This window comes from Actinoallomurus sp. NPDC050550, assembly GCF_040655075.1.
GTDB lineage: Bacteria > Actinomycetota > Actinomycetes > Streptosporangiales > Streptosporangiaceae > Actinoallomurus.
In genome coordinates, this window is record NZ_JBFAJC010000019.1 from 99,944 (window position 1) to 123,793 (window position 23,850).

29 protein-coding genes are annotated in these 23,850 nt (G+C 70.2%); 14 read left to right on the top strand and 15 right to left on the bottom strand.

All coding sequences use genetic code 11. The features are described 5' to 3' along the window. The first annotated feature begins 33 nt into the window (after positions 1–33). The 4 genes from AB0I04_RS25815 to AB0I04_RS25830 all read left to right on the top strand — a co-directional run bounded on the left by AB0I04_RS25815 (position 34) and on the right by AB0I04_RS25830 (position 4,307). Positions 34–654 (top strand): TetR family transcriptional regulator, encoded by a 621-nt coding sequence (locus tag AB0I04_RS25815; protein WP_360889258.1) that lies wholly within the window; start codon positions 34–36, stop codon positions 652–654. 352 nt (positions 655–1,006) lie between these two features. After that, complete coding sequence (locus AB0I04_RS25820) at positions 1,007–2,035, top strand: DUF5937 family protein (RefSeq protein ID WP_360889260.1); 1,029 nt, start codon at positions 1,007–1,009, stop codon at positions 2,033–2,035. A 128-nt stretch (positions 2,036–2,163) separates the two neighbouring features. Continuing rightward, positions 2,164–2,763 (top strand): hypothetical protein, encoded by a 600-nt coding sequence (locus AB0I04_RS25825; RefSeq protein WP_360889263.1) that lies wholly within the window; start codon positions 2,164–2,166, stop codon positions 2,761–2,763. Between the two features lie 176 nt (positions 2,764–2,939). Then, on the top strand, positions 2,940–4,307 hold the full coding sequence (locus AB0I04_RS25830; RefSeq protein ID WP_360889265.1) for a LamG-like jellyroll fold domain-containing protein: 1,368 nt from the start codon (positions 2,940–2,942) through the stop codon (positions 4,305–4,307). Positions 4,308–4,444: 137 nt separating this feature from the next. Here AB0I04_RS25830 and AB0I04_RS25835 read toward each other — a convergent pair whose 3' ends face one another. Beyond that, positions 4,445–5,173 carry an alanyl-tRNA editing protein gene (locus AB0I04_RS25835; protein ID WP_360889268.1) on the bottom strand — a complete coding sequence of 243 codons (729 nt, stop codon included), beginning with the start codon at positions 5,171–5,173 and terminating at the stop codon, positions 4,445–4,447. A gap of 50 nt (positions 5,174–5,223) precedes the next feature. Between AB0I04_RS25835 and AB0I04_RS25840 the strand changes: the two genes are divergently transcribed. After that, the gene (locus tag AB0I04_RS25840) at positions 5,224–5,949 is read left to right on the top strand and encodes an SGNH/GDSL hydrolase family protein (RefSeq protein WP_360889270.1); all 726 of its coding nucleotides are present in this window, start codon (positions 5,224–5,226) and stop codon (positions 5,947–5,949) included. 12 nt (positions 5,950–5,961) lie between these two features. On the opposite strand, the gene AB0I04_RS25845 is transcribed toward AB0I04_RS25840, so the two are convergent. The 5 genes from AB0I04_RS25845 to AB0I04_RS25865 all read right to left on the bottom strand — a co-directional run bounded on the left by AB0I04_RS25845 (position 5,962) and on the right by AB0I04_RS25865 (position 9,529). Continuing rightward, on the bottom strand, positions 5,962–6,297 hold the full coding sequence (locus AB0I04_RS25845; RefSeq protein WP_360889273.1) for a DUF2516 family protein: 336 nt from the start codon (positions 6,295–6,297) through the stop codon (positions 5,962–5,964). A 172-nt stretch (positions 6,298–6,469) separates the two neighbouring features. After that, entirely contained in the window at positions 6,470–6,859 is a 390-nt protein-coding gene (locus tag AB0I04_RS25850; RefSeq protein ID WP_360889275.1) for a hypothetical protein, read from the bottom strand. 8 nt (positions 6,860–6,867) lie between these two features. Continuing rightward, positions 6,868–7,254: a helix-turn-helix transcriptional regulator gene (locus AB0I04_RS25855; protein WP_360889278.1), complete on the bottom strand. Its 387-nt coding sequence runs from the start codon at positions 7,252–7,254 to the stop codon at positions 6,868–6,870. Positions 7,255–7,391: 137 nt separating this feature from the next. Further along, a complete protein-coding gene (locus tag AB0I04_RS25860; protein WP_360889281.1) occupies positions 7,392–8,237 on the bottom strand; it encodes a neutral zinc metallopeptidase in 846 nt (281 codons plus the stop codon). A gap of 305 nt (positions 8,238–8,542) precedes the next feature. Beyond that, on the bottom strand, positions 8,543–9,529 hold the full coding sequence (locus AB0I04_RS25865) for a neutral zinc metallopeptidase (RefSeq protein ID WP_360889284.1): 987 nt from the start codon (positions 9,527–9,529) through the stop codon (positions 8,543–8,545). A gap of 183 nt (positions 9,530–9,712) precedes the next feature. On the opposite strand from AB0I04_RS25865, the gene AB0I04_RS25870 reads away from it, so the two are divergent. Beyond that, entirely contained in the window at positions 9,713–11,368 is a 1,656-nt protein-coding gene (locus tag AB0I04_RS25870) for a DUF2207 domain-containing protein (RefSeq protein ID WP_360889287.1), read from the top strand. Here the strand turns inward: AB0I04_RS25870 and AB0I04_RS25875 are convergent. Next, positions 11,365–12,285 carry an asparaginase gene (locus tag AB0I04_RS25875; protein ID WP_360889290.1) on the bottom strand — a complete coding sequence of 307 codons (921 nt, stop codon included), beginning with the start codon at positions 12,283–12,285 and terminating at the stop codon, positions 11,365–11,367. The two genes, AB0I04_RS25870 and AB0I04_RS25875, sit on opposite strands and share 4 nt — an antisense overlap. A 219-nt stretch (positions 12,286–12,504) precedes the next feature. On the opposite strand from AB0I04_RS25875, the gene AB0I04_RS25880 reads away from it, so the two are divergent. The 3 genes from AB0I04_RS25880 to AB0I04_RS25890 are packed head-to-tail and all read left to right on the top strand — an operon-like array spanning position 12,505 to position 14,315. Further along, a complete protein-coding gene (locus tag AB0I04_RS25880; RefSeq protein ID WP_360889293.1) occupies positions 12,505–12,831 on the top strand; it encodes a YbaB/EbfC family nucleoid-associated protein in 327 nt (108 codons plus the stop codon). 19 nt (positions 12,832–12,850) lie between these two features. After that, positions 12,851–13,753, top strand: a complete 903-nt coding sequence (locus AB0I04_RS25885; RefSeq protein WP_360889296.1) for a hypothetical protein — start codon at positions 12,851–12,853, stop codon at positions 13,751–13,753. 19 nt (positions 13,754–13,772) lie between these two features. Continuing rightward, positions 13,773–14,315 carry a hypothetical protein gene (locus tag AB0I04_RS25890; protein WP_360889299.1) on the top strand — a complete coding sequence of 181 codons (543 nt, stop codon included), beginning with the start codon at positions 13,773–13,775 and terminating at the stop codon, positions 14,313–14,315. Positions 14,316–14,349: 34 nt separating this feature from the next. Here the strand turns inward: AB0I04_RS25890 and AB0I04_RS25895 are convergent, their stop codons facing one another. Beyond that, positions 14,350–15,174, bottom strand: a complete 825-nt coding sequence (locus AB0I04_RS25895) for a 3-keto-5-aminohexanoate cleavage protein (protein ID WP_360889302.1) — start codon at positions 15,172–15,174, stop codon at positions 14,350–14,352. Between the two features lie 100 nt (positions 15,175–15,274). On the opposite strand from AB0I04_RS25895, the gene dtd reads away from it, so the two are divergent. Then, positions 15,275–15,718, top strand: coding sequence for a D-aminoacyl-tRNA deacylase (dtd, locus tag AB0I04_RS25900; RefSeq protein ID WP_360889305.1), 444 nt, complete (start codon positions 15,275–15,277; stop codon positions 15,716–15,718). Here dtd and AB0I04_RS25905 read toward each other — a convergent pair. From AB0I04_RS25905 to AB0I04_RS25915, 3 genes are all read right to left on the bottom strand, one after another. Further along, positions 15,715–16,167 (bottom strand): hypothetical protein, encoded by a 453-nt coding sequence (locus AB0I04_RS25905; protein ID WP_360889308.1) that lies wholly within the window; start codon positions 16,165–16,167, stop codon positions 15,715–15,717. The genes dtd and AB0I04_RS25905 overlap by 4 nt on opposite strands. Before the next feature lie 89 nt (positions 16,168–16,256). Next, positions 16,257–17,219: a glycine cleavage T C-terminal barrel domain-containing protein gene (locus AB0I04_RS25910; RefSeq protein ID WP_360889310.1), complete on the bottom strand. Its 963-nt coding sequence runs from the start codon at positions 17,217–17,219 to the stop codon at positions 16,257–16,259. 10 nt (positions 17,220–17,229) lie between these two features. Beyond that, the gene (locus AB0I04_RS25915; RefSeq protein WP_360889313.1) at positions 17,230–17,646 is read right to left on the bottom strand and encodes a Fur family transcriptional regulator; all 417 of its coding nucleotides are present in this window, start codon (positions 17,644–17,646) and stop codon (positions 17,230–17,232) included. A 353-nt stretch (positions 17,647–17,999) separates the two neighbouring features. On the opposite strand from AB0I04_RS25915, the gene AB0I04_RS25920 reads away from it, so the two are divergent. Next, positions 18,000–18,548: a YciI family protein gene (locus AB0I04_RS25920; RefSeq protein WP_360889315.1), complete on the top strand. Its 549-nt coding sequence runs from the start codon at positions 18,000–18,002 to the stop codon at positions 18,546–18,548. A gap of 30 nt (positions 18,549–18,578) precedes the next feature. Here the strand turns inward: AB0I04_RS25920 and AB0I04_RS25925 are convergent, their stop codons facing one another. Further along, positions 18,579–19,064: an FABP family protein gene (locus tag AB0I04_RS25925; protein ID WP_360889318.1), complete on the bottom strand. Its 486-nt coding sequence runs from the start codon at positions 19,062–19,064 to the stop codon at positions 18,579–18,581. A gap of 98 nt (positions 19,065–19,162) precedes the next feature. On the opposite strand from AB0I04_RS25925, the gene AB0I04_RS25930 reads away from it, so the two are divergent. From AB0I04_RS25930 to AB0I04_RS25940, 3 genes are all read left to right on the top strand, one after another. After that, positions 19,163–19,876, top strand: a complete 714-nt coding sequence (locus tag AB0I04_RS25930) for a GIDE domain-containing protein (protein WP_360889321.1) — start codon at positions 19,163–19,165, stop codon at positions 19,874–19,876. A 115-nt stretch (positions 19,877–19,991) separates the two neighbouring features. Then, complete coding sequence (locus AB0I04_RS25935) at positions 19,992–20,642, top strand: GIDE domain-containing protein (protein ID WP_360889324.1); 651 nt, start codon at positions 19,992–19,994, stop codon at positions 20,640–20,642. 10 nt (positions 20,643–20,652) lie between these two features. Then, positions 20,653–21,015, top strand: a complete 363-nt coding sequence (locus AB0I04_RS25940) for a DsrE family protein (RefSeq protein ID WP_360889327.1) — start codon at positions 20,653–20,655, stop codon at positions 21,013–21,015. Between the two features lie 10 nt (positions 21,016–21,025). Here AB0I04_RS25940 and AB0I04_RS25945 read toward each other — a convergent pair whose 3' ends face one another. The 3 genes from AB0I04_RS25945 to AB0I04_RS25955 all read right to left on the bottom strand — a co-directional run bounded on the left by AB0I04_RS25945 (position 21,026) and on the right by AB0I04_RS25955 (position 23,655). After that, positions 21,026–22,450 (bottom strand): metallophosphoesterase family protein, encoded by a 1,425-nt coding sequence (locus AB0I04_RS25945; protein WP_360889330.1) that lies wholly within the window; start codon positions 22,448–22,450, stop codon positions 21,026–21,028. Positions 22,451–22,621: 171 nt separating this feature from the next. Further along, positions 22,622–23,017: a VOC family protein gene (locus AB0I04_RS25950; protein ID WP_360889333.1), complete on the bottom strand. Its 396-nt coding sequence runs from the start codon at positions 23,015–23,017 to the stop codon at positions 22,622–22,624. Positions 23,018–23,091: 74 nt separating this feature from the next. Beyond that, complete coding sequence (locus AB0I04_RS25955) at positions 23,092–23,655, bottom strand: thermonuclease family protein (protein ID WP_360889336.1); 564 nt, start codon at positions 23,653–23,655, stop codon at positions 23,092–23,094. Between the last annotated feature and the right edge of the window lie 195 nt (positions 23,656–23,850).

Genomic DNA, 23,850 nt, shown 5'->3' on the forward strand with positions numbered 1-23,850 from the left:
TGCAAAGTCGCAGTGAGTGTATATATTGGTGAGATGGATCACATGGGCCTGCGGGAGCGGAAGAAGCTCCAGACCAGGCGGGCGATCGCGAGTGCCGCTCTCCGACTGTTCGCCGAGCGCGGCTACGAGGAGACGACGATCGCGGACATCACCGAGGCCGCCGACGTGTCCCCGCGGACGTTCTTCAGCTACTTCCCGTCCAAGGAGGACGTCGTCTTCGCGGAGATCGACGAGCGCCTGGCCGAGGTACGGGAGGGCGTCGCGCGCCGACCCGCGGGCGAGACTCCCCTGGAGTCCATGCGCCGCATCGTGTTCGAGATGATCGACGCGATCGCCGCCGCGCACGGGGAGTACGGCGCGATCCAGATCCAGCTCATCCTCGAACGTCCCTCCCTGCAGGCGCGGGCCCTCAAGCGGATGCACGACCTCGAGCAGCACATCGTCGAACGGCTGACCGAGCTCTCCCCCGACATCGGCGAGATCGATGCCATCGTGATCGCCGGTGCGCTCGTCGGCGGCATGAACGCCGTCATCGCCCACTGCCGCGCTCAGGGATACGACCCGGACGCCACCCGAGAGGCGGTCGACCGCGCCCTGGCCATCGTCGAGCACGGCCTCGGCTCCGTCCCCGCCCTCACCCGCCCCGTGCCGTGAACCGTGCCGCGGACTCCGGCGCATTGGAAATCGATCTAAAGCATTGCCGCCCCCGAACGCGTAGAACAGTGTGACAAATGAAACGTTCACTGTGAGACGGAAGTCGTACGGGTCGATCAAATGTCCCAGCCCGGTCCCACATCCGTCCCAGGACAGGTTCGAACTCCGCTGCCGGCTGCCTGGATGACTGAAGTATTCCCACCGTTCACAGCGGTGTTCCGCCTCGTCAACGCTCCCTCGAACGGATTCGAACAGGGTCGAACAGCCTCAGTCTTGCCCCACGGCGCGGTGCCTCTATAGATCTAGTGGCGTCAACCGAACAAGGGCTCAATATCGACGCGGAGGGCTGTCAATGCTGCGGATCCACTTCGAACCTGAGGATCTCGCCCGCACCACCGTTGCCCCATCGGCGGACGTGCTCTGGGAAATCCTGCTGAGTCTGCACGCGCTCCAGGAACGCAACGAGGAAATCGCGTTGGACGGATGGCGGCGTCGCACTCGTCCCCTGATGCCACGATCACTCTCCCCGCTATTCGAGATCGCGCCACCGCGTGGCTACTCCGCCGACTTCATCACCCCCACACGCGGAACCGCCGCCCTGAACGAGGGACTACAGAAGGTCCTGGCCACCACCCCGGATCAGCTGGCCCGCGACTTCACCGAATTCGCGCGGTACGGCCGTAAGCCCTACATCGCGCGGTCGCTCGAGGCCAGGGCGGCCGTCCGCCGAGTGGCCCACGACCTGCAGAGGTTCTTCACCCTCGCGCTGGCACCCCACTGGCGGCAGATCACTCGCGACATCGAGGCCGAGCGCCTGCGGCTCGTCCAGACGCTGGCCGACCACGGTGTGGAACGCGCCTTGGGCACGCTCCACCCGTACGCGCGCTGGGAGCACCCGGTGCTTCAGGTCGACGACTACGTCGACCAGGACGTCACCCTGAACGGACGCGGCCTGGTCCTCCTCCCGTCGTTCTTCTGCCGGCACCACCCGATCACTCTCCGGGATCCCGAACTGCCGCCCTTGCTCGTCTTTCCCGTCAGCCGGCGTACGTGGCTGGAGAAGGTCGACACCGACGAGGCCACCCGCGGGGAGCCCCTGGAAGGACTGCTCGGTCGCACGCGGACCACCGTGCTCAAGACGAGCGTGGCCGGGTGCAGCACGACGGACATCGCCAAAGCCGCCGGCATCTCCCCCGCCTCGGTGAGCCATCACACCAAGGTGCTCCGCGAGGCCGGCCTCATCACCACCCGACGCGACGGCTACTCCGTCTGCCACGAGGTCACGGACCTGGGCCTCAGCCTGCTCACGTCGACGTCGGGGGCACCGATCAAACAGCAACACCCTGCCATACCCGAACGATTGATCCGTCCGGCAATATGATCGACGCCAGCGCCATTCATAGCAACTACTTTGGCGGGCTTTTACGACTGTTCGAAACGCTTGCTAGCCGACTCAGGGCTCAGCAATGCTCTCCATCGTTCGCTCCTCCCAGGAAAGGAATGGGAACGATGAAGCGCATTACCAAGACGCTCATCCCGGTGCAGTTGGCGGCCGCCGCGGTGATCGGAATCGCCGGCGCCGGCAGCGCCAATGCGGCGACTCACCACGGCAGCGTCGCGAAGCCGGCGGAGCAGGCGTCCATCGCCGCCATCAGTGCGTGCGAGAAGAAGTACCAGCCGAAGAAGGACCTGACCCTGACGCGCGCGCAGATGATTACGCGCGCCAAGAGCTGGCTCGGCAAGGTCTGGTACTCGCAGATCAATTACCACTGCAACAAGTACGGAAATTACCGACAGGACTGCTCCGGGTTCGTGTCGATGGCCTGGGGCCTGCACAGCAAGAATGAGTGGACCGGCACCCTGATCGCCAAGAAGTACAGTTCACCGATCAAGGACTGGAAGAAGAACATCATGCAGGGTGACGCGGTCACCCGTCAGCCGCAGAGCTCCGCGCACGGTCACGTGGCCCTCGTCGAGAAGCGGACGTCAAAGGGCGTCTGGGTCCTCCAGGAGAACCAGACGGGCACCAAGGCCAACCGTCAGTTCAAGTCCTGGGCGCAGCTCAAGGCCGGGGGATACTACGGTATCCGTTACAAGCACGTGAAGTAATCGGTTGAACACGACGGGGCCGCCTCGAGTGTCCGGGCGGCTCCGTCCGCGTTTTGTACGCCGTCACGCCGTGAACGACCGTCGACTGCGATTCGCATATCGAGGCCCTTGGTGGAGTTCCAGAGGGTAAGTTCTATTACGTGTCTCTGGCGAGTTCCGCCCCGGATCCTCATGACGTGCAGAGTACGGTCGATTTCATCGCGCAGCTGCGACGCCTCAAGGCATGGTCCGGTCTGACCTACCGTCAGCTGGAGAAAGAGGCGGGAACACACGGGTACGTCCTGCCGCACAGCACGATCGCCTCGGCTCTCAAACGTGAGTCACTTCCCAGGGAAGAGCTGGTCAAGGGATTCGTAACGGCGTGCGGCTGTTCCGACGAAACGGTCGCGGCATGGGTGGCGATCCGCCGCGCCCTCGCCGTCGGCGCACATTCCGCCTCCCGCCCCACGGCAGGGCCGCCTCCACGCGCCGACGACGCGAGGCCATCCCCGGACGCGCCCGGTGCCCCCGCCGAGGACCCCGCCCGGCCTCCCGGCGAACCACCGGCGCTCCCTCCCGGCAAGGCCCGGCCCACCGCCCACCCACCAGCGCCCTCTCGCGATGACGTCGAGCCCGCCGAAGCACCGGCGGTCGCCTCTGACGACGCCGCCCGGCCCCCCGCAGCACCCGACGCCCCGCCGTCGCGTCCGGAGGCGGCCGCAGGGCCCGGCACCCGCCGGAACCGGCGCACGTACGGCCCTCTCGGCCGCTCGCGGCGCGCGGGGCTGCTGGCCCGCGCGGGTTTACTGGCTCCGATCCTCCTCGTCCTGTTCGCGGTGAGCGCGGCGTCGCGCGCGATACCTGACGAGCCGCCCCGTCCCACCCGCGGCGGTGCCGGTGCCGCCGTGCCACCGCCGCCGACACCGGCCGGCTGGTGGCGATTCGAGGAGACCGGCGGCCGGACCGCGCTGGACGCCTCCGGCCACGGTATGAACCTGCGGATCAGCGGCGACGCCACCCGTACGACGGCCCCGCCCGGCCACGCGCTCAGCCTCGGCGGGAACGGTCACGCGGCCGCCGGCGGTCCCGTCATCCGCACCGACGCGCCCTTCACGATCACGGCGTGGGTCCTCCTGGAGAACACCCGTGAGTCCGGCACGGTGGTCGCCGTGCATCATGCGGGTGACGCGCCCGACGTGGTCCTGCTCGCCTACGATGCGGAGCACGCCGACTGGGCGTTCATGATCCCCGACCGCGACACGGGATGGGCGAACGGCGACGACACGGCCTTCGGCGGTGGCCGCCCCGCCCCCGGACGGTGGACCCATCTCGCAGCGGTCTTCGATCCCGCCGACCGGCAGATCTGCCTCTACGTCGACGGCGAGCGCGGCTCCTGCCGGAACCGTACGGCCATCACCCGCGCGAGCGGCCCGCTCGACATCGGCCGTGCCCTGCTCAAGGGCTCGCTGGTCGACGGCTGGCAGGGTGCCATCGACGACGTCCGCGTGTTCAGCGTGCCCCTGTCGCGGAGACAGGTCCGGCAGGTCGCCGCCCAACGATCCTGACGCACACCGACCGAGCCCCGCGCACGGCCACGAACCTCCGGTGAAAAGGCCGATGGTGGAACTCTCGCGCAGCGGCGACGGCCGGGCAACGGTTCAGGCCGTGGTCGAATCCCTAGAGGACGTCGTGCGGCGACCGCTCAGTCGAGGATCTTGACGCGGACGCGCCGGAAGCCCCGGCCCTTGTTCTCGATCTTGGCGACCTGGAGACGGCCGACCTGCCGGGTGGACGCGACGTGAGTGCCGCCGTCGGCCTGGGTGTCCAGCCCGACGATGTCGACGATGCGGACGTCCTCCACCTCCGGCGGCACCAGGTTGGTCGCCGTCCGGATGATGTCGGGAATCGCGAACGCCTCGGCGCGCGGCAGGGTCTTGACATCGATGCGCCGGTCCGCCTGGATCTCGGTGTTGCAGGCGGCCTCGACGGCCTCCTTGAAACCGGCCGGGACCTCGGGGAGGTTGAAGTCCATCCGGGCGGCCCCGGGCTCCATGTTGCCGCCCGTGACGAGACATCCGTAGTCGCGGAAGACGACGCCGCACAGGATGTGCAGACCAGAGTGGGTCCGCATCAGGCTCGTCCGCCGCTCGTCCTCGACCGCACCGCGCACGGCAGTGCCGACCGGCGGAAGCGGGTCGTCCTCGTGGGGAAGGAGGTAGAGGTCGTCGCCCTTGCGGATGCCGACGATCCGCGTCTGCACGCCCTGCCAGAGCAAAACCCCGTGATCCGGCGGCTGGCCGCCTCCACCCGGATAAAATGCCGAGCGGTCGAGGACGATCCCCCCGGGTCCCGAATCGAGCACGACCGCTTCCCACTCGCGCAGCGTCTGGTCGGTCAGCTCAAGCCGCTGCGTCCGGTGCGTCGTCGTCATGGAGATCAGCTTAGGACGTCCATTTCGGGCGCCGACTTCAAGGAGCGGGATTGAGACGACGCGCCGTACGTTGTGCCGCCGCGGCCGTCGTTCTCCTCGCGCTCGCGGGGTGCGGCGGTACGGGGCGCCGGGCGCAGGCGGAGGGCCCGTCTCGCGCGCCGAAACGGCACGCGGCGCACGCGCCCGTCGTCATGTTCCTCGGCGACAGCTACACCGCCGGCAAGGTGGGACAGACGCCGGAGCAGACGTACGCCGCCGAGACCGCCCGGACCCTGGGCTGGCAGGTCATCATCGGCGGCTACCGGCAGACCGGGTTCGTCGCCAAGGGCCAGATCGGCAAGGACTTCGCGCGGTTGTTCACCGAGCAGCTCGCCTGGCGCCCGGCACCCGACCTGGTGATCGTCTCTGGCGGCCACAACGACCGGCGGCATCCGGCGGCGGACGTCGGTGAGGCGGCCCAGCAGCTGCTGGGCACGGTGCACCAGCGCTGGGCGACGGCACGGCTCCTCCTCATCGGCCCGATGTGGGGCGGCGGCGACCCGCCCAAGGAGGTCACGGCCATCCGGGACGCCCTGGGCAGCGTCGCCGCGGAGTCGAAGGTGCCGTACATCGACCCGCTGAGCGAACAGTGGATCACCGGGGACCGCGACAAGGGCACCGGCAACGCGCCGCAGTACATCCTGCCCGACGGCACCCACCCCACCGCCGCGGGCGCCCGTCACATCGCCGACCGGCTCGTCGCCGATCTTCGCAGGCTCAAACTCGACCGGCCCTGACCGGCCGCTGGCTCACCAGGGGCCGTACGGGCCCGAGGAGGACGAGCCGCCGCGACCGTACTGCCGCACAGCGGGCCGCACGTCGGCGAGGTAGACGGCGGCGGCGATGAAGCCGATGACCGGCAGCATCTGGATGATCGAGACGAACCTGACCGCGCCGGCCAGGCCGAACAACAGCGCGACCCCAAGGATGATCAGCCACAGCTGTTTCGTGAGCTTCCCCGCGGCCGAGTAGGCCCCCGCCGGCCGGCGTACGGCGTCGACGAACGCCCAGACCTCGACGATGAAGGCGGCGATGGCCACGACCCAGAAAAGATTGCCGACAAAACTCTGGGCTGGACCGAGCACGATCAACCCCCTGTACCAGGGCGGCGTCGTACGAGCGCCGCGTCGAATGTCATCACGTACGGCCCCCAGCGTATGCGTTCCGCCGGGGTCATGCCGATGGTCGCGGCCGGAAATGCGGCAGCCCGGGCGGATCCGTCCACCCGGGCTCCCGGCACACGCGCGCTGCGGACGGTCAGTTGCCGACCTTCTTGGAAGCGTCGGTCGCGGCCTTGCCGACCGCCTTGGCCGCCTCCTTGGCGGAGCCGGCGGCCGTCTTGGCCTTGCGGGCCGTGGACTTGGCGGACTCCTCCAGCTGCTGCGTGGACTTCTGCCGCTCGACCCGGCTCACGATCTTCTTGCCGCGCTCGGCGAGCTCGTCGACGACCTCGGCGGCCCGGCCGCCGACCCGGGCCGCGTAGCCGAGCGCGGCGCCGCCCAGGTCCTTCGGGTCCGTCCGCTCCTGCAGGCGGTTGATCCGCTCCGGCACCTCGCGGATCTTCTCGACCGCGAGGTCGCCGGCGCCCGCGGCGACGTAGAAGGCCTTGGAGTCGCGCAGCTTCTCGGTGATGTTCGGCTTCGGCATGTCTGGGTTCACCCTTCGGTTGATGAGGTGGCTTCGGTGGCGGCTTTCCCGCTGGACTCGTTCTCCCGGCGGAACGACTCGTAGATGTCGAGCAGCACCTGCTTCTGGCGTTCCGACAGGTCCGCGTCCGCCCTGATCGCGGCCTGGACGTCCGTGTCGGCGTCTCGCTCGTCGAGGATCCCTGCTTGCACGTACAGGGCTTCGGCGGAGATGCGCAGACCCTTGGCGATCTGCTGCAGGATCTCCGCGCTCGGCTTGCGCAGCCCACGCTCGATCTGGCTGAGGTAGGGGTTCGAAACACCCGTGACCTCGGCCAGCTGGCGCAGCGAGACCTTGGCCCGCTTGCGCTGCTCTTTGATGTACTCCCCGATGGAGCCGACTTTGGAAGTCGCCATGTCTCCACTGTGCGCCGCCGTGCTTGCTATTGCAAGCGCAGTTGCAAGCACTTCGCGGTGAAACGAGTCACATCGCGAGTTCGCCGTCCCCGGCGGGGCGGTGAGCGAGACGGTCCCCGGCCGGGGCCGGGGACCGGTCAGTTCACCGAGCCGGACGGGGCGGCCCAGGTGTTGCAGGCCGCCGTGGTGCCCCGGTTGTAACCAATCTGGACCCAGCCGCGGTAGTGCGCGTCCGTGCCGTGGTCCCGCTGGTCGAGGGGGCGCCCGTCGTCACCGCGCTCGTACGAGTCCCGCAGCGCCATCGCCCACTGGTCGGGCGTGACGGGGAAGGTCGAGCGCACCGAGCCCAGGAACAGCCCGGACAGGCACTGGGCCTGCAGCTCGCTGCGCTTGGTGACGGCGTTGCGGGCCGTGGTGCTCGTCGCCTCGGACCGGGCCTGCTGGACGTACTCGAGGATGCCGGACTGGTCCTGGATCGCGTGGCCGTACTCGTGGGCGATCTCCCGGGTGTAGGCCACGTTGTAGCGCACCGGCAGGCCGCCGGCCGCCTTCTGGGCGTCGGTGATGCCGATGTACATCGACTGGTTGGACGGACAGTAGAACGCGGCGACGCCCGGCGACGGGTAGGTGCCGCAGGGGCTCTGACCCCCCGTGGACCAGAACACCCGGTGCGGCGCGGAGAACCGCATGCCGGCGTGCGCGAAGCCCTGGCTCCAGGCGCGGTCCAGGCAGTCGGTCGTCCCGTCGAGGAACAGCCGGAACGACCGGGAGTCGCCCTGGGTGATCTGCCGGCCCTGGCAACCGTCCGAGGGCAGCCGGCCGACCTTGTACAGCGTGCTGGTGGCGGCGTTCTGGCCCGGCGCGGAGGGTGCGCTGACCGGCGGCCGGTTCGGCGTGTACCCGTGCCCGGTGATCACCCTCGAGGCCACCGCGCCGACCACCCCGATGATGGCGAGGAGGCCGAGCACGCCGATGCCGCGCACGCCCCCGCCGCTCCGGCGCCGGGGCGGTGGCCGGTAGCCGTAGCCCGGAGCCGCGTAGCGAGGCCCGCCGTGCCCGGGACCGTACGGCGGCCGGGGCGGCGGACCTTGCGGAGGGCCCTGCGGCGGACCGTACGAAGGACCGTAGCCCTGCGGCGCGCCGTGTCCCTGTCCCTGGCCGTATCCCTGGGGCCGGCCATATCCCTGGCCGTAACCCTGGCCTTGGCCCGGAGGCGGGCCGTATCCCCGACCGTGTCCCTGGGGCGGGGGTCCCCATGAGCCCGGTCCAGCCATTCACTCTCCTCCTGTCAGGAAACGTCCGCGGGGGTGGCCGCCCACGTGTTGCAGGACGACAGGACGCGCTGCGTGTAGCCGCGGGCCACCCAGCCCGCGTAGTCGGCCCCGGAGCCGTGGTCGCGCCGGTCGTCCGGCTGGCCGTCGTCGCCGCGTGCCCGCGCGTCGGCCAGCACCGCCCGGTACTGCGAGGACGTCATGGGGAGGCTGTCGCGCTGGGCCGACAGGAACGCGCCCGCGAAGCACTGCGCCTGCAACTCGATCCGGCGGCTCGTCTCGTCGCGGGCATCGGTGGCCGAGCGGGCCATCAACTGGTGGCCGTACTCGAGGATGCCCGCGTCCTCCTGCACGTGGTGGCCGTACTCGTGCGCGATCACCCGGGCGTACACCGCGTAGTGCGACACCGGCTCTCCGTCCGCGGTCTCCACGACGTCACCGAGGCCGACGTACATCGTGTCGTTGGCCGGGCAGTAGAACGCGGCGGCGCCGGGAGCCGGGTACGACCCGCACGGGCTGCTGCCCGAGTCGCTCCAGAACACCCGGTTCGGGGCGGCGAAGCCGGCCAGACCCACCTTGGCGAACTGCCGCCGCCAGGCCTCGTCCAGGCAGTCCGACAGCCGGTCGAGGAAGACCCGCATCGAGTCCTCGTCGTGCTTCCGGATCGCCGGGAGCGCGCAGCCGACCGGGTCGAGCGCTCCGCTGCGGTAGAGCGGGCCGGCGAACGCGGCCTGCCTGCTGCCCGCGTTCGACGGCGCTTGGGTGGTACCGGCACCCGCCGCCGGCCGGTCCGGGCCGGCCAGCGAGTAGGCGACGATCGCGACCGTGCACAGCCCGGCGACGCCGCCGAGCGCGCCGACGATCGTGCCGGCCGCGCTGCGCCGCCGGGATGGGCGGCGCGGTGGCAGGTAGCCGATGTCCCGTGCCGGCCGACGCCACAGGCGGGACGGCGGGCCCTGCGGCTCCGGGCCGTCCGGCGGGCGCCGCCGATAGGGACCTTGCACTTGCTGTCCGTTCCTCCCCTGGGACCGGCACGCCGGCTCCACGCAGGAGGGACGACCGGAGCAAGAATCATCGCATACCGTCGAAAACTCGATCACTTGTACGGCAATGACCACCGATCGGTTCATGATCGTCACATCAGCAGGTCACGTTCGGTCGGCGGTTCACCGGTACGCTGTGCGCCCATGCGGGTTCGCACGCGGCTTCTGACCGCCCCCCTCGTCGCCGCAGGACTCCTCATCGGCGCGGCCTCCGCGTCGGCGGCGTCGGGACAGGTCGTCAAGGACACCGTCGCGATCACGGTGGCGCCGGACGGGACGCTCCAGGTCAAGGAGACGGTCGTCTACGACGGGGACGCGCCCGCGCGTACCCTCATCCGCCGAAAGCACCTCGACGACCGGCAGGACCGCCGGTTCGACGTCGGCAATGTCCAGGGCGGCACGCTCAAGAACCAGGGCGACCACGCGGTGCTCCAAGTCGCCGGTGGCGGCGGCACCGGCCGGCGGACGGCCCAGCTGGCCTACACGGTCAAGGGCGCGATCACCAGGCTGCGCACCGGCGAGCAGCTGACCTGGACGGCCGCCGGCGGCTGGCACGTCCCGGTCGCGCAGACCCGGGTGACCATCGAGTCCAGCGCCGTCGTCCAGAACCTCAACTGCTTCGCCGGGGAGCCGGAGAGCACCGTCGGCTGCACGCAGTTCTTCACCAACCACACCCACACGCTGGCCGACTTCCGGCAGCAGGACCTCCAGCCGGGCGACTACGTCACGGTCATGATCGGGTACCCGTCGGGCACGACCTCCGGCAAGCCGATCATCGACCAGCGGCACACGGTGGCCACCGCCTTCACCGTCAACGGGGTCACCGGCGGCACCCTGCTCCTCCTGCTCCTCCTGCTGCTCAGCGGGGTGGCGCTGCTGTACGTCACCCGGGGCAGGGACGCGCGCATCGTCAACAAGAAGGCGGCCGAGGGCGACCAGGCCCCCCTCGACTCGACGGGCTTCGCCCCACCGGACGGCGTACGGCCCGGCCAGATCGGCACCCTCATCGACGAGCAGGCCGACGTCGTCGACGTCACCGCGACCATCATCGACCTGGCCGTGCGCGGCTACGTCCTGATCGAGGAGCTGCCCCGTGAGACGCACGGCCTCGACTGGCAGCTTCGCCGCATGGACCGCCCGGCCGACGACCTCCTCCCGTACGAGCGGATCCTCTACGACTCCCTGTTCACCGGGCGCGACGTCGTCCGGCTGTCCGAGCTCGGCGGCACCTTCGCCGACCAGCTCGCGGCGGTGCGCAAGGCCCTGTACGAGGACGTCGTCCGGCAGGGCTGGTTCGCCCGCCGGCCCGACTCCGAGCGCACCCGCTGGACCACGATCGGCATGGTGCTGGCCGGCCTCGGGGTCGTCGGGACCATCCTGCTGGCCGTCTATACGAACCTCGCCCTGATCGGTCTGGCGGTCATCATCGCCGGCGCGGCGCTGGCCGTCGGCGGCCAGTACATGCCCGCCAAGACCTCGCGGGGCGCGACCGTGCTGGCGCACACGCTGGGCTTCCGGGCGCACCTGTTCCGCGGCGAGCTGCCGGACACGCCCGCCGGTCACCGGGTGGCGCTGTTCTCGCACTACCTGCCGTACGCCGTGGTGTTCGACGTCGTCCAGCGCTGGGCGCAGACGGTCGCCGACGTCGGCGCGGGCAACGACGGTCCCTCGGACAACCTCTACTGGTACGAGGGGCCGGCCGAGTGGGACCTGTCGAACTTCGCCGAGTCGATGCGCACCTTCACGCTCGCCACGTCCGGCGCGATCTCCGCCTCGCGCCAGTTCCGCAGCCTCTCCTAGATATTCACCGCGCGGATCTCGCCGACGATCGCTTCGCCGCCGTGCAGCGGCACGGTGGCGAGCTCGTCGGGGACCTCGGCACCGAGGGCGCGCAGCGTCGCCACGGTCACCGGGGTCCGAGCGCGCATCGCCCCGTCGTCGATCTTGATGGCGCCGGCGCGGCCGTCCGCGAGCGCGAACGCGTCGACGCCCTCGGCCCCGCACTTGACCAGCAGGCCCGGTACGGCGGTCATGAGCCGGTACTCGTCGCGGTGGGTGCCCGAGGTCCACTCCGGATAGGCGCGCATCGCGTCGGCGAGACGCCGCTCCGGCGTGCCGGGTTCGGCGGTGACGATCGCGCGCAGCGCCCGCGCCACCCCGGTCAGCGAGACGGCGAACAGCGGCGCGCCACACCCGTCCACGCCGATCGCGACGATCCGCTCACCGGTGAGCTCCTCGGCCGTCTCCCGTACCGCCAGTTGCAGCGGGTGGCCGAACTCCAGGTACGACTCGGTCGGCCAGCCGTTGAGGACGCAGGTGGCGAGCATGGCGGCGTGCTTGCCGGAGCAGTTCATCCGCAGCCGTGACTTCTCGGCGCGGACGGCGACGTCCGGGTCCAGCGGCCACTGGGCCGGGCACTGGAGGGCGTCCGGCGTGAGCCCCGCGTCGGCGAGGATCTTGCGGGCGCCCTCCACGTGGAAGTCCTCCCCGGAGTGGCTGGCCGACGACAGCGCCAGGAACTCCCTTTCGAGGGCGAGGCCGCTGCGGGCCATCGCCACCGCCTGTATCGGCTTGTTCGCCGACCGGGGGAAGATCGGTTCGTCCGGGGACCCGATGCGTAGCGCCGGGGAGCCGTCGGCGGCCAGGGCGGCCACCGAACCGCGGTGCCGGGACTCCACGAAACCGGAACGTTCCACTTCAACGAGGACGGGGTGCATCTAGTCTCTTCGGGGGTCGACGGTCGGCTACTGCCGGCTGGCCGTGGACGACCTCGGGGTCGGCGTCGACCTCGGGGGCGACGCCGGCGGCGGCCGTGACCAGCACCTCGACACCCTATGCGAGTGACGGCCCGCCTCGCGCTGGGGCCTCAGCAGGTTGATCATGGGCCTGACGGCCGGTACCATATCTATAATTATGGTCGAAAAAGTAGAGTATTGATGAACTTCGACGGGGAAATGCTCGAAAGAGAGCTTCGGGAGGCCGAAGCACGCGTCCGGCAGGCCCGTGAGGAACTGTCGGCGCTCTCGGTCGAGGCCAAGAGCAAAGACGGCCTGATCGAGCTCACCGTCGGCAGCCAGGGCCGCCTCCACGCCCTGACGTTCGATCCGCGGGTGAAACGCCTCCCCGTGGAGGAACTCGCAGCTCGGGTCGTCGAGATGATGAACGACGCCCTCGATCTCCTGCTCCACGAAACGGCGGCCAAGACGAGCGCCATGTTCCCCGACTTCACCGCCGATCCGCCCTTCGGAGGCCCGTCCCGATGACCACATCCTGGGGGCGCCCGTGGCCGGGCTGAGCGACGCGCGCGGCGGCCTGTTCGTCGGCGGCAACATCGCACTCTTCGTCTTCTCGATGCTGGCCGTCCAGTACCCGGAGGGCGACCCGGGGAAGGCCCGTGAGGCGGGCACCGTGTGGGCCGGCCTCGTGGACGACGTCATCGAGTGGGGAAAGTACGGCGACGACGCCGCGCGCGCGATCGTCACCAACAACGCCGGCATAGGCGTCCAGGCCTTCGGCGACTTCTGGCAGCGCCACTTCTCGCCCGCCCCGCCCGCCGAGGGTGAGGCAGCGCGGCTCGCCGACCTGTGCCGACGAATGAGCGAGGCGTGCGAGGAGTTCGCATCGCTCGTCGAGAAGGCCCAGTACGCCTACTGGACCCTCGCCCTGGCCAACTTCGCCAGCCTGCTCTTCATCTCCATGTTCCCCTGGATGGCGGGCGCCGCGTACGAGATCGCCCAGTACCTGCTGAGACGTGCGCAGGCGGGGATACTGGCGAAGCTGCTCGAGAGCGCCATCGCCCGGATGCTGCTCGCCAAGCTGGCGGAGTACTCCATCGGCAGCGCGTTCTTCGCCGTCGGCGACGTCCTCGTGATGGACGGCGTCAAGGCGGTGCGAGGCGAGGACGTCGGCTCGTTCGGGGACAACTTCGACGAGGTCATGAAGGAGTTCGTCGCCTCCGTCGCCTTCTACGGCGTCTTCGACGCCGCCGCCAAGCCCGTCAGCAAGATCACCAGCAACCCGGACGTGCAGTACTTCGTGTCCCGCATGGCGGGAGGCTCCCTCGGATACGGCCCCACGTACGGGTACCTGAACGGCAAACGCGGCGACGACCTGGTCCCCACCTCCAAGGACACGATCCTGAGGACGATCCTCTACACGACCATGGCCCACAAGCCCGCCGGCTAGCCCCTTGGATGGCGCCCACGTGACCACTCCCACCCTGCCCCCGGACCCGCCGAGGTACGTCACCACCACTGGACCGGGCACTCCCCACGGCTCGCTGTGGGACATCGCCGAGGACGTGTTCGAGGACGGCACCCGATGGCACGACATCTACGCCGCGAATCGGGACGTCATCGGCGACGACCCGAACCGGCTCCGGGTCGGCATGCGACTCGTCCTGCCTCCCCTGGAGATCCGCCCCGCCTACATCCGGTCCGTCGCCAAGAGCCTGGACGATGAGGGCGTCGACATCCTCGCGAAGCTCGGCCAGGCCCGGAACAAGCTGGACGCCATCGGGAACTTCTGGGGCGGCGACGACCTGGGGACCAAGTTCTACAAGGGCGCGGACGGCCGGGCCGGGTACGAGGCCTCGGCCGACCACGCCCTCGACGGCGTCGCCGCGTTCGCCGACTTCTACCGGAACGTCGCGGGGCGGCTGCGCGACATGGCAGACCGCCACGACCAGATCGAATGGGAGAACACCATCCAGGCCCTGGACGTGGCCCTGAAGGAGGCCGAGAGCTGAGGAATCCGGAGTTCGCCGAGGGCGCTCGGCGGTCTCAGCGGTCCTTCACGCCCAGGAACGTCCGCGCCTCATCGGCCGGCATCGGGTCACGCTGGGCGATCCGCGCCAAGGTGGCCGCACGCTCCACGAGCTGGGCGTTGGCCGTCACCGGCCGCCCCTTGGCGTAGCTCAGGGTGTCCTCCATGCCCACCCGCAGATGACCCCCGGCCGACAGAGCGGCGTACATCACCGGCAGGGTCGTCCGGCCGATGCCCGTCGCCGACCACGTGGCCCCGGCGGGCAACGCCTCCACCGCGGCGACCAGCGTCCGGGCGTCCCCCGGCATCCCGCCCGGCACGCCCATGACCAGGTCGCAGTGCACCCGCCCGCCGAACGGCGGACCGTACGTGTCCAGCAGCCGGTGCAGGGACGCGACCTGGCCGAGGTCGAACAGCTCGAACTCCGGCACGACCTCCCGCTCCTGCGTCAGCCGATAGAGCTCGGCCATGAACGACCAGGGGTTCATGAAGACGTCGTCGCCGAAGTTGACGGTGCCGCAGGTGAGCGAGCAGGCGTCCGGCTCGGCGTCGAGGACCCGCAGCCGATGCTCGTACGGGTCGGTGACCGCGCCGCCCGTGGACAACTGCACGATGAGGTTCGTGCTCGCGCGCAGGGCCGCGACCGTGTCGCGCAGGCGCGCGAGGTCGAGCGTGGGCCGGGCCTCGTCGTCGCGGATATGGATGTGGATCACGGCGGCGCCGGCGGCCTCGCACTCCTTGGCCGTCTGGACGAGCTCGTCGAGCGTGACGGGGAGCGCCGGAGCCTTGGCCTTCTCGGCCTCCGCCCCGGTCGGCGCAACTGTTATCAGCGTTCTGGCCATGGACAGCATGATTTCAAGTTGAGGACCGATTTGGCGAGAAGATCTTTCGCAAAGGAGTGCGTTCCTTCGGCGGATGCCGCGTGCGGCAGAATGCGGTGGCGTGCGAGCAGTCGTCCAGCGTGTGAGTCAGGCCGACGTGACCGTCGAGGGTCGCGTCGTAGGCGCGATCAAGGGACCGGGCCTGCTGGCCCTCGTCGGGGTGACGCACGACGATACCCCGGAGCAGGCGAAGAAGCTCGCGGCCAAGCTGTGGGGGCTGCGGGTGTTCGACGGCCCCTCGGACGGGGCGCCCGAGACGTCCTGCTCCGACCTCGGCGCGCCGCTCCTCGTGATCAGCCAGTTCACCCTCTACGGCGACACGCGCAAGGGCCGCCGGCCGTCCTGGCTCGCGGCCGCGCCCGGCCCCGTCGCCGAGCCGCTCGTCGACGAGGTCGTCGCGGAGCTGCGCCGCCTCGGCGCCCACGTGGAGACCGGCATCTTCGGCGCCGACATGAAGGTCGCCCTCGTCAACGACGGGCCGATCACCTTGATCTTGGAGGTCTAAGAACTCAGGCCGAGCACGGCGACGATGACGGTGACGACCGTGCCCGCGGCGGCGAGGGCCAGCACGTTGCGGTCGTTCTCCGCCAGGCGGGCGCGGACGCTCGGCGAGTAGACGACGACCCCGGTGTCGCGGTTCGGGTCCGGGACCGACTCCCGCCGGAACGGGTTCGGCAACCGGACGGCGCTCCACAGGGCGTCGTTCTTGACCTGCTGGTGTGCCGCGGAGCAGGCGAACAGCCGCCCCCGGATCGGCTCGTGGCAGGCGAACCCCTGCCGGGTCATCACCCGGCAGACCGTCGGCACCAGCGAGAACTCATACAGGCACCACCCCAGCAACGCGATGAGCGCGAGCCGCCACGACGTCAGGAACACGGCGGCCAGGAGCAGCACGCCGAACCCGATCCACCAGACGTAGGCGGGTTCCCGCACCCGCCGCCGCCGTCGCCCCATGTTCTCTTTCCTCGTCGAGTCCTCTTCCGACGGAGAAAACCTTCCCATGAGCGCCGCCCATCGCGATCCAGGTTCGGGTGATTATCGGCTTATCGGCGTCGAAGATCGATTTTGGCGTTGGCTCCCGTGTCCGGGTCGACGATGACCTCCTGCGCGGCCGCGACCCCGCCGGCCAGCAGCGGCGCGTCGATCGGCACGTTGCGCTTGATCAGGCCGAGGCCGATCGGGCCCAGCTCGTAGTGGCGGGCCGCCGAGCCGACGAACCCGACCGTACGGCCGCCGGCCTCGATCGGCTCCCCGTGCGCCGGCAGCCGGTCGACGCTCCCGTCGAGGTGCAGGAACACCAGCCGCCGGGGCGGGCGGCCGAGGTTGTGGACCCGCGCCACCGTCTCCTGGCCGCGGTAGCAGCCCTTGTTGAGGTGCACGGCGACGTCGATCCAGCCGGCCTCGTGCGGGATGGTCCGGTGGTCCGTGTCGAGCCCGAACCGGGGCCGGTGCGCGGCGATGCGCAGCGCCTCGTACGCCCACAATCCGGCCGGGCGCGCCTGCCAGTCGCGGTCGAGCTCCTTGCGGGGCACGATCAGGCCGTCAGTCGTCACCAGGGCGTCCGCGGGCGGCTCGGCGCCGGTGAGCGTGACGACGGCGTACGCGTCGGACTCGTCGGTGACCTCGACGCGCATCATGAACCGCATCGAGTCGAGGAAGCGCGCGAGCTCCGGCGCCGTACCCGGCTCGACGTGCGCCCACACCGCCTCGCCGTCGTCGACCAGGACGAGGTGATGCTCGACGTGGCCGTGCGGGCTGAGCAGCAGCGCCTCGGTCGGCGTGTGCGGCGGCAGAGCTTCCAGGTGCTGGCTGGTGAGGCTGTGCAGGAACCGCAGGCGATCCGCGCCGGCGATCCGTACGACGCCGCGGTTGCTCCGGTCGACGATCGCCGCCCCGGACGCGAGGGCGCGTTGCTCGGCGAACGGCTCGCCGTAGTGCGCGGCGACCCCTTCGTCCGGCGGATCGGCCGGTACGGCCCCGGGCGTGCTCAGCAGCGGGCTGTCCATGACCGCAAGCCTACGTCGTCCGGCAGTCGCGGCAGCGGCCGTAGACGGTGAGGTGCTGCACGTCCGTCTCGAAGCCGTACTCCTGCTCGAGGACGTCGACGAGGCCCTTGGCGACGGTCGGGGTCACGTCGTAGACCTCGCCACACCCCCGGCAGACCAGGTGGACGTGGTCGGCCTCGCTGGCGAGATGGTAGGTCGGCGGCTTGTGCCCCAGATGGGTGTGCTTGACCAGCCCGAGCTCTTCGAGAAGCTCCAGCGTCCGGTAGATCGTGGAGATGTTGACGCCGCGCGCGGTCCGCTGCACCTCGGTGCAGATCTCCTCCGGGGTCGCGTGACGCAGCGCGGTGACCGCCTCCAGCACGAGCTGGCGCTGCGGGGTCACCCGGTAGCCCCGCGCTCTCAGCTCCTCGTGCCATGGTTCCGCCACGAGGCCGAGTTTATGTCCCGTCGGGCGTCCTGCGGGGGTCTCGCGGAACGGACCGCCAAAAATCCCCTTGCCTCGTCCGTGGCTACTGATCTAACGTTCGGGCTAAGCGGGAAAGGAGGTGGTCCGAAAGTATGCATAGTACGAGGACTCGTGAGGTGGCTGTCCGTTAGCCGCAGTCCCGCCTCAACCCCGCCCCGACGCGGGTGAGGTAGACCGGCCGAGGACGCGGCCGGCGAATACCAGGCAGACACCCGACCCCCGTGGCCGGTCGACCCAGTCCTGTCGACCCCTGCACCAGCAGGAGCAGCCCGGGGGTCGTTCCATTTCTCCCAACGACACGAAGACTGCGGGGCATGGAGTACTTCTGCTACCACCGCGACCGGCCCGGCTCCGAAGCGCTGCGCGACGAGCTGATCGAAGAGCACTGGTCCTACATGGACCGGTACGAAAAAGAGTTGATCGCCCGCGGCCCGACCTTCCTCAGCGAGGATGACACGCCCACCGGCAGCGTGCACATCGTCGACCTGCCCGACGCCGCTGCCGCCCGCGCGTTCGCCTTCGACGAGCCGAACTACCAGGCCGGCGTGTACCGGGACGTGCTGCTGCGCCGGTGGCGCAACCTGCTGGGCCGCACGATGTGGGAGTTCCCCGGTGGCCGGACCGGCGGCAACCGGTTCCTGGTGCTCGGCCTCGGCCCGGATAAGGACGCCGACCTCGCCGTTCCGTCCGACCAGGACGAGCTGATCGCCTACGGGCCGCTGCTGTCCGACGACGGCACCACCTGGCTGGGTACGGCGGCGCTGGTCAGGGCACCGGATCCGGACACGGCACGCGCCGTCCTGGCCTCGGACCGGTACGCCGACATCGAGGTCCACGAGTGGGAGTTCGGCGGACGCCGGTAACCCCGCCGGCGTCCGCGACCGCCGAACCGCTCAGGACACGCGTTTCAGCTGGGCCGACAGGTGGGACTGCAGGGTCTGCCCCTCCGCCGCCATGTCGTACGCGTAACCCAGGTCCTCGCCGATCAGCCCGTACAGCCGCTTGCCGGCGGTGTACTCCTTCGCGGTCTCGGTGCGCGCCACGACGTCCGTGATCAGCTCGACCCGGTTGAACCCCGCCTGACCCACGTAGATCTCGGTGATTCCCGTCGGGTGTGCGAGCACCAGCTCGACCTTTCCACCGGGGTGCGCGCGCCAGTAACCGCTCTCCCGCGCGAGGGGAGCCGCGAGGTTGCCTTCATCGTCCAACCGCCAAGTACGGCTCGTGTAGATCAAGTACGGCTTGCCGATGTGGCTGAAGGAGAGCTCTTGTCCGAAGCGGAAGCTCTCGACGGTCGGGTAGCCGCCGACCCCGGCCCCCTCCCAGTCTCCGAGAAGGAACGCCAACGGCTCGAGGTTGGGATGCAGCTCAGGTTCCATGTTCGGCCAGCGTAGTAGGCCCGGCCCGGGCGACGACACCTCGTCGGCCGCAGGGCAATGCCCGAATCGCCCCTGGAGGTACGCGCGTGGTAATTCCCTTGATCGTTGTTCTGTTCGGCCTACTGATCGCCGGATGGGCGTACCTCCAGCAGCGCAAACGCGACGCGATGCACGCGACGCCGACCCGCAGCTGCGCCGAGATCGCCGAGTACGACCGGCCCGTTACGTGCGAGGTCAAGGGGACGGCCGCGCCCGGACCCGCCGGGCCGGTACAGGCGCCGTTCTCCGGGCAGCCGTGCGTATGGCATCGGACGAAGGTGACGGTCCGCTATGAGCACCACGAGTACAGGGACGGCGAGCGCCGGACGACGACGCGCGAGCGGACCGTGCACGACGAGACCCACGGCGGCCCCTTCGGCGTCCGGGACGCCACCGGAGAGATCGTCATCGTGCACGACGGCGAGCCGGTGGACGGCGCCGCACAGTCCCTGTCGCACTACGAGCCGGCGGGGCGCGACGTCAACCTGTTCGGGCTGCGCCTGCGGGTCAACTTCAGCAACGTGAAAGGCCACCGCTACGAGGAGTGGATCATCCCCCGCGATCAGTCGATGTACGTTCTCGGGGCGGCGAGGGCCGAGGACGGCCGGCTCGTCATGCGCCGGCCCGGCGCGGGGCCGTTCCTCATCTCGACGCGGTCGGAGGAACAACTGTCGTCGTCCCTGCGGCTCAAGTTCATCTTCGGCTATGTCGCGGGCGGTGCGGTCATCGCCGGCGGCCTGGCCTGGCTCGCGATCAAGCTGATCAACGGATGAGTCGTGCGCTCCGCGCCCAGAGCGTTGATCGGGCGGTAGCCTGATCCGATTCGCGATCAGGGTGAACCATTCGGTCCCGCATCGCGTCTGATCTTCCTATTCTCAAGGAGGACCGTTGTACGCGCTGATGTCACTGATCACGGCGGGCGTCGAGGCGGGCGCCGACGCGATGGCCAAAACGATCGGCAAGGCGCGCAGACGGCGGGCGATGGACAAGGCCGAGCCCCTCGTCGACAACGCCCCCGGGGGGCCGCGCGAGGTCGCCGGGCGCGCGGTCACCGGTCCGGGCGGCACGGTGACGGCACCGCTGTCCGGGCTGCCCTGCGTCTGGTACGCCGTGACCGTGCTCGAGCGGTACTGGGCGTGGCGGCCGGGCCCGCTCGGCCCGACCAGGGTCGTCCGCCACATCAAGGTCGCCGAGCAGCTCAGCGGGCCGCTGTACGTGAGCGGCGACACGGCCGCCGTACGCGTCGACGCGCACGGTGCCGAGCTGGAGCTGGGCGAGCCGGCGTTCGCGGAGTTCGAGGACACGCCGCACGGCCCGCTGATCGCGCGCCTGGCGGCGCTGCTGGGCGCCCCTCCCCGCCCGCGGCACCGGGAGCGGACGATCGGCCTCGTCGTCGAGGAGCGTGTGATCACCGACGGGGAGCCGCTGCGCGTCGTCGGCCCGGCCCGTACCGAACTGGGGGACCTTGTCCTTGCCAAGAGCGGGCTGCGGCCACTGATCATCTCAAGGACCGTGCCGGTTTCCAGCCCGGAGGACTAGTGTGCCGGATATGGCACGATCACTCGTCATCAAGGTGACGGCGGGCGCCGAGGCACCCGAGCGCTGCAACCAGGCGTTCACGGTCGCCGCGGCCGCCGTGGCCAGCGGCGTCAGCGTATCCCTGTGGCTGACCGGCGAATCCTCCTGGTTCGCGCTGCCCGGCCGGGCCAAGGAGTTCGAGCTGCCGCACGCGACCCCGCTGGAGGACCTGCTCGGCATCGTGCTGTCGGCCGGCCGGATCACGGTCTGCACGCAGTGCGCGGCGCGCCGGGACATCACCGACGATGAGGTGCTGCCCGGCATCCGCATCGCGGGCGCCCCCACCTTCGTCGAAGAGGTCACCACCGAAGGCGTCCAGGCCCTCGTCTACTGAGCCGCAGCCGTCACCGGGCCGCCCGGACGCCGGACAAATCCCGGGCGGTGACGCTGTTGCGGTCCGCGACGGACGGCCCGAACGAGAACTGCGGCCACAGCCCGTTGATCTCCTGCCGGCTGCGCTCGCTCCACTCCCTGGCGAGGTCGTCACGGGTCTTGTAGAAGTTCAGCGCGTACCCGCCGCTGTGCACGCGCAGCAGGTTGAACCCGCCGGGATACTCCTTGACCGCGCCCACCTCCTGCTGCGTCACGTGCCGGCTGCCGGGCAGCACCGTGCGCTTGTTCCGGTGGGTGTGGCCCGCGTGATGCAGGAAGACCCCGGGCGTCCGCTCGTACGCCGCCATGATCGACACGGTCTGGCCGACCTCCAGCGAGGTACCGCCGCTCACCGCCAGCGGATCGTCGAGGGACAGCAGCGGATGGTGGCCGAAGACGATCGTCGGCTGATCCTTGTGCTCCTTCAGCTCCGTCTCGAACCAGGCGAACTGCTCAGGCGACAGGCCGCCCGCGTCTCCACCGTTGCCCGGCTTGTCGTAGGTGTCCAGCCCGATGATCCGCAGGCCGCCGAGGTCGTGGGTGAAGTACGTCGGCCCGTCGGAGAACACGTCGCGGAAGCAGTCGTGCCCCTGCCACTCGCCGACCCGGCAGGAGGCGTACGCGGTGCCGTCGTGGGCGCGGTCGTGGTTGCCGCGTGCGACGAAGTAGTCGCGGCGGTAGGCGCCGAAACCGTCGAGGATGCCCTTGGCCGTGCCGAGGTCGCCCGGCACCGCCTCCGAGGACACGTCGCCGGCCGCGACGAGGTAGGTCGCGCCGCGATGCCGCGCGTCCTTCACGAGCGCCTTCGCCATGATCTCCGGGTACGCCGGCCGGCCGGGAACCTGGGAGATGCCCTTGATCGGCAGCCCGCCGATCAGCCCCGCGACGGTCTCGCCCAGGTGCAGGTCGTTGCAGAGCGCGATGGAGAACAGGAAGCGGCCGGGCGGCGGATGCGGCGTCGTGAAGGAGAAGGTGCCGCCGGTCAGCGGCGTCCCGGCGGCACCCGCCACGGGGGTCGGCGACGCCGTCCGGCCCCGCGACCGCCCCTGGTAGTAGTACGTCCGGCCGGGCTCCAGGCCGGTGACCTCGACGTAGTGGTACGGCGTGTGCGCCGCGCCGCCCACCGTGCGGGTCAGCCGGTCCGGGCGCGTGCCCCAGAGGATCTCCCCGTCCGCCGGGGCGGGCCGCATCCGCCCGAGCCCGTCGTCGGTGCCGGCCACGCCGGTGTACCAGGTGAAGATCGCGCTGGTCTCGGTGAGGGTGACGAGTTCGAGGTTGACCGGCCGGACGTCGGACGCGAACGACCGACCTTCCCCGACCATCGACATGAGGGAGAACCCGGAGACGATCGCGCTCAGGCGCAGCAGTTCGCGACGGCCGGGCCGGCAGCAGAACATGAGCCGGACGCTAAGCCGCCGCGAAGATCACGTCCATAGCGCCACAGCCACAACACCAGAGTCAGGCCACACCCGGCCACCGCCTCTCCGGGGAGGGCTCCGCACGCGGGCACCGTACGGTGCCGCACGCGCGAAGCCCCCAGGGTTTTCCACAGCCTGTGGAAGCTTCGGTCAGTGGCCCTGCCCGCTCGGGGTGACCCACTCGACCAGTTGAACGATCACACCGTTCGGATCGGTGACCTGGAACAGCCGCTCGCCCCACGGCTCTTCTCGCAGGGGCATGGTGATGGCGACACCCTCGGCGCGCAGGCGCGCCTCTTCTGCCGCCAGGTCGGTGACCACCAGCGCGATGATGACCCCGGCCGCATGCCGGTCCCGGAATCCCTCGGGGAGAACCTCGATCCCCCGCCTCAGGAAGATCACGTCCATGGCTGCGTCGTCGCGGCAGAGCGAGGCGAACCCCTCGGCGGCCATCGCCTCCTTGTAGCCGAAGTGGGTGGTCAGGAAGGCGGCGGACGCCGCGACGTCGTCAACGGTCAGCGAGACCGCCGAAGAGGTGACCTGCATGGAAATCCTTTCATCCGAACTCCGTACAGCATACGACGTACAGACTACGGAGAAAGTTCCCGCTCTCCGCCGACTCATCGGCATGCCCGCCAGAGACCGGCGCCGGACCGGCGGGCGTCGGCCTCGGCCGCACCCAGAAGCGGGGCGTATCGGGTGTCGGGCGGGATGGCCAGCGCACGGGCGAATCCGGCTCGGACCAGTGCCGCGCTGACGAGGCGACCGCGGCTCGTCCACAGGTGGAGGAGCCGCCGGCCGAAGTGGTCGTACGGCTCGCGATCACCGATGACGCGCACCTCGGAGCCGACGGGGACCAGTCGGCGCAGCGCGCGGGCCGCCTCGGCGCCGTAGCAGTCTCGGCGCGCCCAGGTCTCCGGGGCGTCCACTCCGATGAGCCTGACGCGCAGCCGTCGGCCGCCGATCCGCAGCAGAAGGGTGTCCCCGTCGACGACCCGCACCACGAGAGCGGTCCGCGCCTCGCGTGGCGGCCCCGGCCCGGACGTACCCACCGCCGCGTCGCTCCCCGGCAGCCGGCCGGCTTCTCGCGCCGTGCCGCCTCCCGGCAGGCGCCCTGCGTCCCACGCGAAGGCACCGCAGACCGCCGTCAGCATCGTCGCCCCAGCGAGAGCCCATCTCCACATGACGTGCAGTATCCGATACGGCACCGACAGTCATCACCCCTCGATGGCTCGGCGAACCCCCCGGGCACGGGCGTCTTCGGGGGGCAGACCAAGTAAGCCGGAAAGGGGCAACGGCGCAGTTATCTGGGGTCCTTCAGTGCCCTCAGCCATGTAAGGCAAGTGGGTCGGCGGGTACATGGCTTACTTGTTATCTGG